Origin of the sequence: Paenibacillus sp. MER 180 (assembly GCF_023713665.1) — a bacterium.
GTDB classification, from domain to species: Bacteria; Bacillota; Bacilli; order Paenibacillales; family Paenibacillaceae; genus Paenibacillus_B; species Paenibacillus_B suaedae.
Map to the genome: position 1 here is coordinate 485,429 of NZ_JAMAVT010000001.1, position 14,983 is coordinate 500,411.

15 protein-coding genes and 1 pseudogene are annotated in these 14,983 nt (G+C 45.6%); 9 read left to right on the top strand and 7 right to left on the bottom strand.

The genetic code is table 11. The features are described from left to right. Positions 1-104: 104 nt before the first annotated feature. Complete coding sequence (locus M3661_RS02045) at positions 105-1,298, bottom strand: MFS transporter (RefSeq protein ID WP_251481873.1); 1,194 nt, start codon at positions 1,296-1,298, stop codon at positions 105-107. 186 nt (positions 1,299-1,484) lie between these two features. Here M3661_RS02045 and M3661_RS02050 point away from each other — a divergent pair, with 186 nt between their 5' ends. Both M3661_RS02050 and M3661_RS02055 read left to right on the top strand, forming a co-directional pair. Next, a complete protein-coding gene (locus M3661_RS02050) occupies positions 1,485-2,063 on the top strand; it encodes a TetR/AcrR family transcriptional regulator (protein ID WP_251481876.1) in 579 nt (192 codons plus the stop codon). Positions 2,064-2,330: 267 nt separating this feature from the next. Beyond that, positions 2,331-3,053 carry a DUF4386 domain-containing protein gene (locus M3661_RS02055; protein ID WP_065290957.1) on the top strand — a complete coding sequence of 241 codons (723 nt, stop codon included), beginning with the start codon at positions 2,331-2,333 and terminating at the stop codon, positions 3,051-3,053. A gap of 7 nt (positions 3,054-3,060) precedes the next feature. On the opposite strand, the gene M3661_RS02060 is transcribed toward M3661_RS02055, so the two are convergent. From M3661_RS02060 to M3661_RS02075, 4 genes are all read right to left on the bottom strand, one after another. Then, positions 3,061-3,645, bottom strand: a complete 585-nt coding sequence (locus M3661_RS02060; RefSeq protein ID WP_251481880.1) for a Crp/Fnr family transcriptional regulator — start codon at positions 3,643-3,645, stop codon at positions 3,061-3,063. A gap of 101 nt (positions 3,646-3,746) precedes the next feature. After that, positions 3,747-4,523 carry a CPBP family intramembrane glutamic endopeptidase gene (locus M3661_RS02065; RefSeq protein WP_251481884.1) on the bottom strand — a complete coding sequence of 259 codons (777 nt, stop codon included), beginning with the start codon at positions 4,521-4,523 and terminating at the stop codon, positions 3,747-3,749. Positions 4,524-4,652: 129 nt separating this feature from the next. Next, the gene (locus M3661_RS02070) at positions 4,653-5,462 is read right to left on the bottom strand and encodes a MerR family transcriptional regulator (protein WP_251481888.1); all 810 of its coding nucleotides are present in this window, start codon (positions 5,460-5,462) and stop codon (positions 4,653-4,655) included. A gap of 37 nt (positions 5,463-5,499) precedes the next feature. After that, positions 5,500-5,934 carry an Lrp/AsnC family transcriptional regulator gene (locus tag M3661_RS02075; RefSeq protein WP_251481891.1) on the bottom strand — a complete coding sequence of 145 codons (435 nt, stop codon included), beginning with the start codon at positions 5,932-5,934 and terminating at the stop codon, positions 5,500-5,502. Between the two features lie 160 nt (positions 5,935-6,094). Here M3661_RS02075 and M3661_RS02080 point away from each other — a divergent pair, with 160 nt between their 5' ends. Then, positions 6,095-6,580 (top strand): VOC family protein, encoded by a 486-nt coding sequence (locus M3661_RS02080; RefSeq protein WP_251481895.1) that lies wholly within the window; start codon positions 6,095-6,097, stop codon positions 6,578-6,580. A 60-nt stretch (positions 6,581-6,640) separates the two neighbouring features. Here the strand turns inward: M3661_RS02080 and M3661_RS02085 are convergent. Next, a pseudogene (locus tag M3661_RS02085) lies at positions 6,641-6,748 on the bottom strand (BBE domain-containing protein); the annotation flags it as partial. An 11-nt stretch (positions 6,749-6,759) separates the two neighbouring features. Next, the gene (locus tag M3661_RS02090) at positions 6,760-9,321 is read right to left on the bottom strand and encodes a discoidin domain-containing protein (protein ID WP_251481899.1); all 2,562 of its coding nucleotides are present in this window, start codon (positions 9,319-9,321) and stop codon (positions 6,760-6,762) included. A 311-nt stretch (positions 9,322-9,632) separates the two neighbouring features. On the opposite strand from M3661_RS02090, the gene M3661_RS02095 reads away from it, so the two are divergent. The 6 genes from M3661_RS02095 to M3661_RS02120 all read left to right on the top strand — a co-directional run bounded on the left by M3661_RS02095 (position 9,633) and on the right by M3661_RS02120 (position 14,982). Beyond that, the gene (locus M3661_RS02095; RefSeq protein WP_028533272.1) at positions 9,633-10,235 is read left to right on the top strand and encodes a DUF4062 domain-containing protein; all 603 of its coding nucleotides are present in this window, start codon (positions 9,633-9,635) and stop codon (positions 10,233-10,235) included. 134 nt (positions 10,236-10,369) lie between these two features. Next, on the top strand, positions 10,370-10,882 hold the full coding sequence (locus M3661_RS02100; RefSeq protein WP_251481903.1) for a GNAT family N-acetyltransferase: 513 nt from the start codon (positions 10,370-10,372) through the stop codon (positions 10,880-10,882). Between the two features lie 16 nt (positions 10,883-10,898). After that, a complete protein-coding gene (locus M3661_RS02105) occupies positions 10,899-11,624 on the top strand; it encodes a response regulator (protein ID WP_251481907.1) in 726 nt (241 codons plus the stop codon). Positions 11,625-11,643: 19 nt separating this feature from the next. Then, positions 11,644-12,747, top strand: a complete 1,104-nt coding sequence (locus M3661_RS02110; protein ID WP_251481910.1) for a sensor histidine kinase — start codon at positions 11,644-11,646, stop codon at positions 12,745-12,747. Positions 12,748-12,894: 147 nt separating this feature from the next. Continuing rightward, on the top strand, positions 12,895-13,830 hold the full coding sequence (locus M3661_RS02115) for an ABC transporter ATP-binding protein (protein ID WP_065291037.1): 936 nt from the start codon (positions 12,895-12,897) through the stop codon (positions 13,828-13,830). A 27-nt stretch (positions 13,831-13,857) separates the two neighbouring features. After that, positions 13,858-14,982 (top strand): ABC transporter permease, encoded by a 1,125-nt coding sequence (locus M3661_RS02120; RefSeq protein WP_251481915.1) that lies wholly within the window; start codon positions 13,858-13,860, stop codon positions 14,980-14,982. The last annotated feature ends 1 nt before the right edge of the window (position 14,983 follow it).

Here is a 14,983-nt window from a genome sequence, read left to right on the forward strand (position 1 = left end):
GTCCAGGCCTCCCTGATCAACAAGTGAACGGAAAGGGGATTTTTTATGGGACAGAATGTAAAATGTTTACCCTCCCCCCACTGATCGAATGAGTCATCGTCCCCCTACTTCTTCTCTGTAGCAAAATAAAGGATGGCCACGATCGGGAATGCCATTCCGATCCATAACGCACCACTCCATCCTCTCGTGGCGTATATCCATCCCCCAATTGCGGAGCCGATAGCACCGCCAAAGAAGAAAATGGCCATGAAGAGCCCATTCAGACGACCACGGATTTCCGGGTTCAATGAAAAGATTGCACGTTGTCCAAGCACCAGATTTGCGGATACACCGGCGTCCAATAATATGGCCGAAATGACGAGAACAGCCACTCCTATAGGTGAACCCGTATGGATCATAAGCGGCAACAGAACAGAAACGATGACAGTAACAAGTGCAATCCCTGTTGTGGGTCTAGTCCAACCGCGGTCAGCCAACCGTCCAGCCACTGGCGCAGCTATTGCACCCGCAACTCCGACAAGCGCAAACAATGCGATTTCTTTCTGAGAAAAACCAAAGATCGGGCTGGATAGAAGCAATGGAACTGTTGTCCAGAATAAGCTAAAAGTCGCAAACACACATGCATGATATGCAGCCCGGCGGCGTAAGATCGGGGTTGTTCGCAGCAAATGCCACATCGAACCAAGGAGAGCTGTGTAGGGAGTGTCTAACGAAGGCTTCCTTGCAGGCAACACCTTCGACAGTACGATCGCCAAAATAAGTATAGCTGCAGCGGACAAAGCGAATACGGCATGCCAGCCGAAGAAGTCAGCTACCAGACTAGATACAGGGCGAGCGAGCATGATCCCAAGTAACAATCCGCTCATAACATTGCCGACAACACGACCGCGTGAAGATTCGGGTGCAAGGTATGACGCAAAAGGTACGAGCACTTGTGCAGCGACTGATCCTACACCGATTACAAATGAAGCGGCTAAAAACGGCACAGCTTGCTTCGACAATGCCGTAATGGCAAGGGCAACCGCTGTAAGAAGTAGGGATACGACAATCAGTCTTTTATTTTCAATAATATCCCCCATAGGTACGACAAATAGCAACCCGACTACGTAACCAATCTGCGTTAATGTCACGATAAATCCGGAACTGTTTGCAGACAACCCGATTGAAGAACTAATTACCCCAACTAAGGGTTGCGCATAATATAGATTGGCTACGATGATACCGCATGCAGCAGCCAGAAACATGATTAACCATGTCGGGATATGCTTCTCGACTGTTTGTTTTTTTGAAGCAGACAATGTAGATTCCTCCCCTTTTTTAAATACTGAACGTTTAGTTTAGAAATTTGATAACCAAATAATATACTGAACGTTTAGTTTTGTAAATAGGTGACCTCAACTTTATTTTTTATTCATAATTGGTATACTGAACGTATAGTTTATTTTTCTCGGACAAGATATGTATGGATGAAAGGTGATGATTAGATGAATGGAAAAAGAGGTAGGCCGCGTAATGTAGAAGCGCAAATGTCTATCCTTTCCGCATCTTACGATTTATTGTTGGAGAATGGCTTTCAAGCCGTAACAGTCGATAAAATTGCCGATCGTGCCCAAGTTAGTAAGGCCACAATTTATAAATGGTGGCCTAACAAGGCTGCCGTGATAATGGATAGCTTCCTGCACGCCGCCACGGCCAGATTGCCTCTGCCTGATACGGGTTCGACATTTCAAGATATTCAAATTCATGCAACGAATTTAACCCGGTTTTTAACAAGTCGGGAAGGTATTATCATTACGGAATTATTAGGCGAGGGTCAGTTTGATTCTGGGTTGGCGGAGGCCTATCGAGCTCGGTTTTTCCGTCCCCGTCGACTTGAAGCAAGGGGTATTTTGGAGAAAGGGGTTCAACGCGGAGAATTGAAAAAAAATCTCGACATTGGTATATGCATTGATCTCATTTATGGTCCAATTTTCTATCGCTTGCTTGTAACAGGCGAAGCGTTGGACGAGCCCTATGTGCAACAATTGGTGATCAACGCATTTGAAGGAATCCGATCAATCTGAATCGAATTTGCTACAACATCCAATTAGTAGCGATCGAACAACATTCTATGATCGTTTCTTTCATGCTTTCCATGAACAGCCCTAAGCCTGTAGTGGATCAGTGCGGGGCAAGGACATTAAGCGCCTAAGCCGAAGACTTCTTTCCTTGGCTTAGGCGCTTAAACGTTCTCTTAGGCACTTTTCATTTCCTCTTGATTTAAGTCAATGCTCCATCATCACCCTCTGCTTACAATAGGATTCATAAAGAACACCTGGAGGGATTTGATGATGGTTACGACACACATGCAACGAACCGATCAGCGTACAGCTGCCCTGACTGCTGGCATTGCGCTGATCATCATGACGCTAGCTTCCTTTTTCTCATACGGCTATGTCCATGCTGGCCTTGTGGTACAAGGAGATGCCAGCGCCACCTTTCATAACATTCTGTCATCCACCATGCTATTCAAGGCTGAGATCTTTGGTTGGCTGTTGATCCTGATAGCCGATATCGTGGTTGCCTGGGCTTTCTATATGGTTCTAAAGCCTATCCATCAAGGACTTTCCTTGCTCGGCGCATGGTTCCGACTCATCTATACAGGAATACTTGCGATCGCTATTCTAAACTTACTATTCGTGCTGTTGCTCACGGGCAGTCCAGATCATTCTGCAATCTCCGATCAGCTTCAGACGCAAGCGATGTTGTATGTACGAGCTTTTGACGCTATCTGGTCAATTGGGCTAATTATTTTTGGCGGGCATCTGTTGATTGTCGGTTGTGTGGCCCTGAGATCTGCCAACATATCGAAAATCATCAGTATCTTGCTGCTGCTTGCCGGTACAGGCTACATGCTCGTCCACTTATGCAACGTGTTCTTCCCTCAATATGAGGGAATTAAAACCATTCTTACTTACGTATTTACGATACCCATGATCGCCGGCGAATTAGGCTTAGGTTTATGGATGCTGTTCAAAGGTGGGAAGGACGGAAAGACCCCTATTGCGGCCTGACTATTGATTATTCCTTGCCTTGATGTACCCGCTTCTTGATTCTGCTTAAAGACTCTGGCGTAATGCCCAGATAACTCGCCAGCTGGTGCTGCGGCACACGGTCGATTAGTCCGGGCCGATTTCGCAGCAATGCCTTAAAGCGCTCTTCCGGCGTCGAGGCGATAAATGCAGCATATTCATCTTGGACTTGGCCAAACTTTTCTTCGACCATCTGACGCGTTAAGGATTCCAATTGGCCATATTTTCGAAACATATCCTTTTCAACAGCCAGCTCGCCAACAACCAACACGGTGTCCTCCAGACATATAAAGGTGTACTCGGACGACTTATCCTGCTTGTGAGCATTAATGCTGGTGATGGCTTGCTCCTCGGTATAGAAGTTGATCGTAACCTCTTTGCCCGATTCATGAATCAAGTATTGCCTTACACATCCCTGTAATACAAAATAGCAATTCGTAGGGACATCTCCTTGTCTAAGGAGCACTGTTCCTTTTTTATATTCCTCTAAATGAATATCTTCAAGAACAGCCCGCTGTTCCTCTTCAGTAAGGGATGTATATTTCGCCATGTACTTCACCAATAATTCCTTCATGCTTCTCCCACCTCGTAGAAAAGGTCATCTCCATTTCACTTTACCATTTCTTACAAAAAGGTTCACCCTTCAAGTCATGACGGAACCTGTATTCCCCTCACTTATTTGTACAAGCACTTTCTATCATTCAATACAACCAAACCTACAGCCACGATCAAATAGAATGGGGCCGTAACGACAATAATACGCAAAGGCTCCCCCAATTGAATCCCCATAAAATAATTAAAAAGCTGATGAATGAGAATAGGAATAATCAGATTATGATTCAAATTATAAAATACCGTTATCATGATCGAGACAGAGATAATGGAGACCAAGAAACAGACAATATACAGCACTAAATCCATTCCTGAATAGCCTGTCATCAGCCATAGCGGCGCATGCCAGAATCCCCATGTGACTCCAACTATAATAGCTGATTTTAACGGACTGAATCGTTTCTGCAGTTCGTCGAGTACAAATGCGCTCCATCCCAGCTCTTCCCCAAGCGGCCCCAGAATCAGATTATAGCCAAATACGAGAAGCAGTTTCGTCCAGGAATCAGCTAATTGCTCGCGTATGGGCACATTCCAAACTGCAGTTACTACGGAGAGACTCCCTATTAAAACAAATAATTGGAGCAAAATAACGCTCAGTACCGTTGATAAGCGTATCCTTGCACGAAATTGACCCTTTATACAATCCATCAGGTTTTCTTGAGGCTTGATTTTACGGAACATCGCGATGAACACAAAGGTTGCCGTCCAAGCTGATAGCACTTTTACCACTTCGGCTAATGGTTGAGATTTGATCACCAACATGGATAACCCGATGAGAAGAAGAAACACATAGAATATGCCGTAGGTCCATAGAATATATCTTTTTAATATGCCATTCATATTAATCCCCGCCTGTAACTAGTTTATAAAACAAAAAACCAATAGAACAATTTGCGCGCTCATCCTCCACTGGTTTCCAAATATAAACTATGGTGTTACACCCAGGTCAATAGATCGATCATAAAGTCCCTATTTTCCCTCAACAGGAATATAAATTTCTAAAAATACGCGCTCCATGTTATCCAGATACGTGATCAGACGAGTATTCACAAATGCAACCCCTTTGGGTGTAAGCCCCTGTCCCCGTCCCCAGGTTAATGTATGTTCAAAAACCTGATGCTTAATATCCCCGCTCCCGTTTTGGAACCTGCCATCCTCCACAATCGTGTAGATGCATGAGGGAAACTCCAAATAGCGCCCTTCTTCTGTTGGCTTCGCTTCAAGCTTCTCCACAATGTACATCTTCGTATCCAGAAACCCAGTCTCATCAAACGTAAACTGCCTCATGATTCTACTGAGAATATCGTCCTTCATCGAGTCCGTATGCTCCAATATAACCGGATACTCCTGAAAGGCAGTGAAATCCGATATCTCCCCAATCACTTTATAAGCGGGGAATTCCTTAATGGAATATTGGTTGAGATGGTGTTTGATATCCTCACAGAATTGTTGGGTTTCCTTTATTTTTTGAAGCATGTGTGCTTTCATCCGTATCGTTTCTTCTAATTTGCTGGCTTTATCCCCTAATAAAGCTCCAAGCTCTTCGATTTCGCTGCCTACCTGCAACCTTTTTACTTCTTTGATCGATAAATTTCTCTTTTTGTAAAAGTCAGCCACCATCAAGGTATAGATATCATAGTAGTCATATTGCCTATAGTGATTGGATTCATTTTGCTTTGGGTTCACAATCCCTTGTTCCTCATAGTATCTTAGGGCATCCCTAGTCACTCCAAGGATTTCTGATAATTGGCTTGTTCTGTATGTGTTTCGTTCCTCCACTTCAAGTAGGCCTCCTGATGTCCGTACTCTCCTCTGTTCAGAGCAGCACCCTGTTCTCTAGAATGTTTTTCATACTAATATGGGATTTTGAAACTCCGATCTTTGCAAGATCATCTTGAAACTGGGCAAGCTCCTCGATGGATGCCGTTTGTACCTTGATCAGATAATTGTATTCTCCGCTAATGCGATATAAATCCGTTACTTCCTTGGCATGTTCACAAAAATCAACGACTTCTTGGCACCGTTCCGTTTTTAACAGAATAAACGTGGTCGTCCCTCTGTTCAAATTCCGCAAATTAAATTCAGCCGTATATCCGGAAATGATATTTTTTTCTTCCAGCTTAATCATTCTTTCTTTCACGGATGGCTGCGACATGGACACTTCCTTGCTGATCTGGGAAATCGACATTCGCGCATTCCGCTGAAGTAATTTCATGATCTTTTGATCAATATCATCAAACCCATTTTCCATACGATGCACACCTCAAATACGAGATTTTAATAAAATAAACTCCTCAGCCTGCATAACCTTATATTCACATGCATTCTACTACATGTTCCTCACTTTTCGCATTCATTTTACGAATTCATCCCCCTATAATTAGAACCATCTCTGAAGAGGAGGCTTATAAATGAGTATACAAGGTCTTGCCCATGTGGCAATCCAAGCCAAAGATTATCAAGCAACCATTGCGTTCTATACGGAAGTATTAGGGTTTAAGATCGGCCATCACTGGAGTCTGCCATCCTTTCAAATTAAAGAAGCCTCCATGCTGATTTCACCTGACCAAAGAACTTGTATTGAGGTCTTTGATAACGACGCGGTCATTCCTGCTCAAGGCAAGAAAGCACAGTCTGATGATGAGGTAACTCATGGGGCGTTATTGCATCTCGCCTTCTATGTCCAAGATGTTGAGGATATGTACCAGAAAGCACTCGCATATGGAGCCAAGCCATTTATAGAACCGGCGAGTCTTTCCCTTGGCGAACCGCCACTTGTAGTCAGAAACGCTCTCATTCACAGTCCCAATGGGGAGGTTATCGAATTTATTGAAGATGTAGATTTTGATGTGTCCACAAAAAAACACCTCCAAGGTTATCTCCCCTATTTTACGTAATAGGAGCATTCCCTTGAGGGTGTTTTCTTCTGTTTTCTAGTATAGGGAAAATTCCCCTCCCTAACGGTGAGGCGGCTTCCCCACCGGAATACTTTGGGCAAAGCGAAACACTATATCGGGATCATACTTGCGTTTTACCTGCTTCAGTCTAGGAAAGTTCACACCATAAGGCTAGTGGATCAGCTGCCATAGACTTCGAACTCATAAAGCGAATACCAGTAGCCGGTACCCTGGTTCGTTGCATACATGCGGACATACCTCGCATTTACTGGTTCAAAGTAGATATCGTCAATGCCGCCGTCGCCCATCGATGTGGTATACATATCCGCCCAATTGAGGGCATCGTTCGACATTTGAATCCTGTAGCCCTTCGCATAGGCAAACTCCCAGTTCAGTTTGACATGATTGACGCGATATTGTTGTCCAAGGTCTACGTAGATCCATTGCGGGTTGGAATATAGACTGGACCATCTCGTCGTCGGATTGCCATCTACCGCTTTATCAGCCGTGTATGCGGCTGTCTCGTTGGAAGAAGCTGTTGCCGATTTATTTAGCGCTAGATTTGGTTTGCTGCCATAAACCTGGAATTCATACAAGGAGTATCCGTAGAAGGTGTAAGCCCTTTGCGTCCCGTACATTCGTACATACCTTGCATTCACCGGAGTAAAGAATATATCGTCGATACCGCCAACTCCATTCGTTGTCGTATATACATCCGTCCAGTTGACAGCGTCATTCGATACTTGAATCTTATAACCCTTGCCATAGGCAAGCTCCCAGTTCAATATGACTCGATTAATGTTATAAGACTGCCCGAGGTCAATCGCTACCCATTCTGAATCTGTAAACTGACTAGACCATCTTGTCGTCGCATTGCCGTCCACCACATTGTTCGGCGTAAGAGCTGCGTCTTGGTTGGAAGATGACGAAGCTGTCTTATTTAACGCTAGATTCGCTGTGGTGGCGGACCCAACGCTATCCCCATATACCTGAAACTCGTAAAGGGAGTACCCGTAGATCGTCCCTCGTTCCGTCGCGTACATTCTTACATACCTTGCCGTTGTTGGCACAAAGCCAATATCGTCGACTCCGCCAACGCCAGTTGTGGTCGCATAGACATCCGTCCAATTGGTTGCATCGTTCGATACTTGTATTTTGTAACTCTTGCCGTATGCGGTCTCCCAGTTCAGCCTAACTCGGTTAACGTTATAGGCTTGCCCGAGATCGACGTAAATCCACTCCGTATTTGTATATTGCTGGCTTGACCATCTGGTGCCGAACTTATTGTCGACCGCCTTATCGGCGGATACAGAAGAACTTTGGCTGGAAGAGGCTACAGCCGTCTTGCCGCTTGCCAGGTTTCCTGGAATCGTGTACGTTCCTTTGGTGAATTTGTAGATGTCTTCGTACATTTGTCTACCGTCATAAATGCCGCTTACGCCGTTGTTGTTCTTGTTCTTATAGAGGTTATATATTCCGAAGATATCTTGGTACCAGCCTTTGATCGCCCCTGTCATGTACCCGTATTCTGCGCCAGCCTTTAAATAATTATCGAACCGGTTCTTAAAATCGGGGTCAGACATCGCTCTCTCGTCAAATTCCATTTCGATGCCTTGATTGTAGGTTTGAGCTTGGGTGGTAACATTGGTCATTCTCGAATAGTCTGAACTCGGGACGAAATAGTGGTTGGGCTGCTGGATACTGAAATCAAAGGTATAGTTTTGCGCGCTTTTGCTTTGCCCGGCACCAAAGTATGGAATCCAGCAATATTTCAAGCCAAGCGAGTGCAGATAGTTTCCAGTGTTATTGATCGCATTTACTTCACCCTGATTGCCGGTGTCGATATCTTCGTGGAACCAATAGAAACCCTTTAATTCAAGGTTGCTGTATTGGGCTTGGTTCCATTTGCTTCGTACGGTGTCGATATACCATTTGGTTACCTTGGTCAAGTTGCTGGGATTGGTTTTTAAATTTTCACTGATGCCGTCGTTATCGACATCCCCGAAATTGGTTATTCTACTGTTGGGATAAGGTATCATAATATATACCTTGGATTTGTAGTTTGGTTGGTTTAGCGTGGCTGCAACCTGCTGGGTAGCTTGATTCAGGGCGTCCAGCTGTTGATTGGCAGTGAAAATACGGTTGATGTACCACTCCCAATCCGTCTTGTAGGTAAACTTGGCAGGGTCAGCCGAATCGCCGAAATCCCGATAGTCAGGCGTATTGATTCCTAGGAACAGGAACGAGTCAAAGAAGGTGTCGTCCATCACATTATTGCTGTTGTAGTGCGCAACATAAGGCAACAATGTATTTTTGTCATACGTGCCGATTTCTTTCCCCTCGTATGTCGTTCGTCCGCCGTAATATCCGGTGTACAACAAGGCCACATTTTTCACGTTTCCAGATGCCGCGGTGTTGGGTGGAAAATATCCCGTCGCAGCGGCAAGGTCAAGAGGCTGCTCTATGGCAGGCTGTGGCTGTTGCTCGAGATCAGATTGGGGCTGTTGATTGAATTCAGGCTGTGGCTGTGGATCGGGATCAGGCTGAGGAATTCCCCCTTGCTCCGGCTGAGTAGGAGTTTCAGGCAAAGGCTGTTGATCTCCCTGCCCCTGCGTAGCCTCCGGCGGTATATCCCCCTCTGCATTCAGTACCGATGGATGGACAGAAAAAACAATCGAGAAAATTAGCACAAGTGATAACAACAACGAACCTCGTCTTGGATACCTTTGACTCTGCTTCATTTTTCATCCCCATTTCTTAGATTGAAATGACAATTACGTTTGTACAAGTCTGGTACATGAGCCTGACCCTGACGCCCAATTATTCCAAGTAGCCTCTTCACCATAGATTTTATGAGACATTTTTATGCGCAGTAATAGATAGTTGTTTACTTTGATATACACTTCTTTACATCCCAAAATCACGATGACGATGTACCCCTCTCTCTCGTTTCCTTCGCATGTAACCTACACAGTATCGTTAAATATTGACACATAAAGTAATGTGACGGTATGATCCATATTAATTTCATTTCAATTCATAAAGGTGGCCTATGAAAAAAAAACTACAAATCTACATATCGTCTACTTTTTCTGATTTGGTTGAGGAAAGATACACCGCTGTAGAAGCCGTGCGTAAAGCTGGGCATATTCCTGCAGGAGTTGAGCTATTCTTCAAGGAAACTCCGATGAGCATTAGGAAAAGATGGATCGATGAATCCGATATATATATTCTAATTCTCGGAGGATTCTATGGTTTAACGCTTCCTGATGATGAATCAAAGAGTTATACGCATTGGGAATATGATTATGCGGGCGAAGTTGGTAAACCCAGATTTGCTTTTGTAGTCACAGATGAAGCATTAAGACAAAAGCCATACGACTTTGTAGTAGGGGAGTATTATGAGAGGCTCCAAGAGTTTAAACAATCCGTATTTGAGGAAGTACCTACCTATTATGTTGAAGACATACGGCACATTAAGATGGTTATGCGCGATCAATTGCCAGAGTATGAAAGAAGAGATGATCTGCACGGCTGGATTTCTGCCAAGGATGTCCCAGACGTACAAAAGTTATTGGAAGAGAATGCGAGTTTATTGAGAGAGAATGCTAAATTACAAGCTGAGCTGGAGAAAAATAAAAGAGAAAATCAATGATAGGGAAGTACAGTGCTTCATCGTCAGATGGGGGCTGTACTTTTTTTCTTCCCATAAAAATATCCGTTGAGTACAATAAATATCAAAAGATCTGGGGATAGGCCCATGGAATTCCATTAAAAAGGAGATAAAACATGAAATCCGCATATGAAATTGAAACCGAGCGTCTTGCTCTGCGCGTTTTTGAAGAAGAGGATGTTGAGGCTGCTAAGCGGTTTTGGGGCGATGAGGAAGTGATGCAGTACTGTCTTGGTGCCGCCGCCCATGAGAAGCTGCCTTTGACTCTTACAGCTTACCGCGAATGTCATCAGGCAAAGGGATTGTCCGTCTATGCGGTGGTGGAAAAAGAAACGCGCATGGTCATAGGAGCCGGCGGTTTTAATATATCGGGAGAAGTCCATGAGGTTGAACTCATTTATCATTTTGCCAAGTCAAGCTGGGGAAAAGGATATGCGACAGAAGCGGCAAAGGCTTGCTTAGAGCTTGCCAGAAATCATGGTGGCGTGAAGCGAATCCATGCTTCTGTTGACCCTCAAAATGCGGATTCCAGCAGGATACTTGAAAAAATAGGTTTTACATACGCCGGCACGGAATGGTTCGAAGATACACAGCAGGAAGAAGCCGTTTATGAAATCATGCTGAAATAAAGCAAGGAGGCGTATGATGAAAATTCGCGTACTAATCGCCGATGACAACTCATTCATCCGCGAAGGGATGAAGATTATTTTAACCACATTCGGGGAATTCGACGTGCTTGCCACAGTAGAGGACGGCCGAGAAGCCGTCGAATACTGCCAAGCTCAAGAGGTGGATGTTGCCTTGCTGGATGTACGGATGCCGAATATGAACGGGGTTGAGGCCACCAAGCTGATTAGCGAGCAGACGGCGACCAAACCGCTCATTTTAACGACGTTTGATGACGATGAATATATTCTGGATGCCATCCGCTTCGGCGCAAAGGGATATCTGCTGAAAAACACCGACCCGGAGCGGATCCGCGATGCGATCAAAAGCATACACAACGGGCAGAGCGTCCTGCAGGATGTGGTGCTGGAAAAGCTCAAATCCCAGATGTCAGGGAGCCGGGAGTCGACGGAGAGTAAAATGTCCGCCCCGACTGCATCCATCGGAATGCAGAAAGCAGCAATCAGTCCTGAAAGGGAGCAGAGTTCCCCCAATGACGGGCCTTTCGACCGCAGTTTGTTTACGGAACGAGAGCTGGATGTTATGTCGCTCATCGCGCAGGGCCTATCGAACAAGGAGATTTCCAAAGAAATATTTATTTCCGAAGGAACGACGGCAAATTATATCACAGCAATTTTGAATAAAACCGGGCTATCGCACCGGACACAGATTGCGATTTATTATCTGACGGGCAAAACCCGTTAGAGAAGGGAAAGGCTATCGCATGGAAGTTTGGACGGTTGGCAATAAAATGATCATGCTGCTGTTTGTTGTCATCGCTTCTTATATTACGGCGGCAGTGGCAGACCAATGGCTAGTATTCTTTTTTCTAATTTATTTGGCGCTGAATCTAATCCTACATATCGTGAAGAAGAGCGTCACCAAGCAGATTATTATTATAGGAATTATCATCTATTTGATCGGTTGCACGGTTCACTATCCGTATTTTGCACTGCTGCTTCCGTTTAGCATGAATGAGCTAGCGTCCTTTCATCCGCGAAAAAACGGTTATTTGCTGATCGCCGTATTTCTTCCGATACTGCTGTTGCGCGGTGAAATGATGATTTTGTATGTCTTTGTAGCTGCTTGGAGTTTCTTCGGTTATGTGATGATCCGTCATTATATGGGGAGGGCTATCAAACAGGAGGATGAGCTTGAACGAATGCGCATGGACGTGCAGAAGCTGGCGAAAAGCCTCAACGAAAACCGGGAATACGCCAGAGCGTCGGAATATATGGTCAAGCTGGAAGAACGCAACCGGCTGGCTCAGGAAATTCATGATGGCATCGGGCATGCGATGACCGGCGCCCTGATTCAGATGGAAGCGGCCAAACGCCTTCTGGGCAGCGATGCGGCAACAGCGGGGACGCTGCTGCAAAACGCGATCGGCATCTCCAAGGAAGCAATTGAAGAAATCCGGATTACGCTGAAACATAACAAACCCCCCATGGAGCAGCTTGGGCTTAGCCGCTTGAAGACTGCGGTTGAAGCTTTTGCAGGCCAAACGGGACTCATGACCTCGGTCGTCCATGAAGGAAACATCGATCAGATCACACCGCTTCATTGGAAAATTATTTATGAAAATGTCACGGAGGCTTTGACCAACAGTGCCAAATATTCCGGCGCTTCGGCCGTTCATGTGGAAGTCCGGGTATTAAACCGTTTTATTAAAGCCGTCGTAGCCGATAACGGCAAAGGTGCCTCCAAAATCGTCAAAGGCCTCGGCTTGATCGGGATGGAGGAGCGGACTGCACACGTCAACGGGACGGTCGTCGCCGACGGTACCCGCGGTTTTAGCATCACGACCCTGATTCCGTACGGTGACTAATGAAATTTCTCATTTGCCGTTAATCCTTCTCCTAACAAAATATGAATTTTCTCATGTAAAAAGGATGAACTTATGCACTGACATAAGAGCATCCTTTTTTATTATGATAAAGACATCAAAAGCACAACGAAACGGAGTGAAAGATAGATGAACGTATTGGAAATCCGGGGGCTTACAAAGAAGTTTGGCGATTTTATCGCTGTTGATAATATGTCGCTGTCCATTCGGGAAGGTGAGATTTTTGGTTTTCTCGGATCTAACGGAGCTGGCAAAAGCACAACGATCAATATGGTTTCGTCGCTGCTGCGTCCGACTGGTGGGGAAATCCGGATTCTGGAGAAGGACATCATGAAGCATAGCCGCTTTGCCAAAATGAACCTCGGTGTTGTTCCCCAGGATTTAGCGATTTATGAGGATATGACTGCGTATGAGAATGTAAGCTTTTTTGCAGGGCTGTACGGTTTGCGGGGGACCGAGCTGAAGGAGCGGACAGAGGAAGCGCTGACGTTTGTCGGTCTCGGCGACAAGGCCAAAAGTTTTCCGAAAAATTTCTCCGGCGGGATGAAACGTCGCCTTAACATCGCCTGTGCTATTGCGCATAAACCAAAGCTGATTATTATGGATGAACCGACCGTAGGGATCGATCCCCAATCGCGCAATTATATTTTAACCTCGGTGCGAAAGCTGAACGAATCCGGCTGCACCATTATTTACACAAGCCATTACATGGAGGAAGTTGAGGAGATTTGTTCCCGTATCGCTATTGTGGATCATGGAAAAATCATCGCCGAGGGAACCAAGGAGCAGCTGAAATCGACGGTCACTGACGTCAAGGAAGTTCGAATTGAATTGAAATTGGCCCAAGGTGGGGAAAGCGAAGGTTTAAAAACCATTCCAGGGGTGCGTAATGTACTTCAGGATGAACAGGTAATTCGGATTCAGAGTGATGCCGCGGTGGATAACCTGAACCGGATATTGAAGCAGCTTATGGATAATGGCAAAGAAATCCGCGCGGTTGAAGAACAGGAGCCTAATTTAGAAACGGTATTCCTTACATTAACCGGGCGCAATTTACGGGATTAATATATCGCGGAAAAGGAGGTTGCCACGGTGAATATATTATCGATTGCATTAAAAGAAATAAAGCAGGATCTCCGCGATCGGCGTACGCTGGTGTTCATGCTGGGTTTCCCGATCGTTCTCATGTTAATCCTGGGTATGGCGCTGAGCAATGCATTCAGTTCCGATGTCAAAATCGGAGATCTGAAGGTTTTGATGAAGGATTCAACCGGCGGCGGAGAGCTTTCTCAAGCGTTTAACGCTTTTACGAAGGAAGTAGGCAAAACGGGAGTGATATTTGAGTCTCTTCAGTCTGGGATGGATGGACGAACGGAAGTTGAAAATAACCGTTATGTGGATTATGTCGAGTTGACTCCGCAAGGAATTTCCCTTTATGGCAGCAGCCGCGATACGATCGCAAGCAATATTGTGCAGGGGATGCTGGCTTCTTTCACGGATAAATATAATGCGGCTGTGGCGGTAGCCAAGATCGAACCGGCCCAAACCGAGGCGGTGTTCGCGAGCGGCGGAACAGACTACATCAAAGAAATGTCCATAACGCCGAACCGAACGCCAAGCTCCGTCGATTATTATGCGCTCGCCATGACCGTGATGGTTGGCATGTGGGCGGCCATGTCGGCAGGCGGGCTGATCCAGAGCGAGATCAGTCGCGGCACAGGGAATCGACTTATCATAGCTCCGGTAAGTAAAGGCGAGATTTTTACGGGCAAGATTTTGGGCGGAATGATGACGAATGTATTGTGCGTGGCAGCGATGATCCTGTTCAGCAAATATGTGTTTAAAGCTTATTGGGGCAGCCATATGGGGATCGTCGCCATCGTTCTGCTGTCAGAGGTCATCATGGCGATGGGCCTTGGCCTTGCATGCGGCTATATGATAAAAGGCAGGGCGGGCCGCAATGTCGTCAGTTTGATCGTTCAGCTCATGTCTTTTTTCGGAGGAGCCTATTTCCCCATCGGCAATGATTCTGGTAGCGGCTTGATGGGATTCCTCATCAATTTGTCACCCATCCGCTGGGCTAACCATGGTCTGACGCAAGTGATTTACGGAAATGACGTATCGGCAGCCTGGCCGGTTGTTTGCATAAACATCGGCTTCGCCGTATTGTTTCTAGGTGCATCGATTATCGTGATGAGACGCCGGGAGGGATTGTAAC

What these genes read in the sequence shown, in the direction of transcription:
- M3661_RS02055 (WP_065290957.1), top strand. Translation starts at nt 2,331, where the DNA reads ATGGTTACGACACACATGCAACGAACCGATCAGCGTACAGCTGCCCTG.
- M3661_RS02060 (WP_251481880.1), bottom strand. Translation starts at nt 3,645, where the DNA reads ATGAAGGAATTATTGGTGAAGTACATGGCGAAATATACATCCCTTACT.
- M3661_RS02105 (WP_251481907.1), top strand. Translation starts at nt 10,899, where the DNA reads ATGAAAATTCGCGTACTAATCGCCGATGACAACTCATTCATCCGCGAA.
- M3661_RS02115 (WP_065291037.1), top strand. Translation starts at nt 12,895, where the DNA reads ATGAACGTATTGGAAATCCGGGGGCTTACAAAGAAGTTTGGCGATTTT.
- M3661_RS02050 (WP_251481876.1), top strand. Translation starts at nt 1,485, where the DNA reads ATGAATGGAAAAAGAGGTAGGCCGCGTAATGTAGAAGCGCAAATGTCT.
- M3661_RS02095 (WP_028533272.1), top strand. Translation starts at nt 9,633, where the DNA reads ATGAAAAAAAAACTACAAATCTACATATCGTCTACTTTTTCTGATTTG.
- M3661_RS02080 (WP_251481895.1), top strand. Translation starts at nt 6,095, where the DNA reads ATGAGTATACAAGGTCTTGCCCATGTGGCAATCCAAGCCAAAGATTAT.
- M3661_RS02110 (WP_251481910.1), top strand. Translation starts at nt 11,644, where the DNA reads ATGGAAGTTTGGACGGTTGGCAATAAAATGATCATGCTGCTGTTTGTT.
- M3661_RS02075 (WP_251481891.1), bottom strand. Translation starts at nt 5,934, where the DNA reads ATGGAAAATGGGTTTGATGATATTGATCAAAAGATCATGAAATTACTT.
- M3661_RS02100 (WP_251481903.1), top strand. Translation starts at nt 10,370, where the DNA reads ATGAAATCCGCATATGAAATTGAAACCGAGCGTCTTGCTCTGCGCGTT.
- M3661_RS02065 (WP_251481884.1), bottom strand. Translation starts at nt 4,523, where the DNA reads ATGAATGGCATATTAAAAAGATATATTCTATGGACCTACGGCATATTC.
- M3661_RS02090 (WP_251481899.1), bottom strand. Translation starts at nt 9,321, where the DNA reads ATGAAGCAGAGTCAAAGGTATCCAAGACGAGGTTCGTTGTTGTTATCA.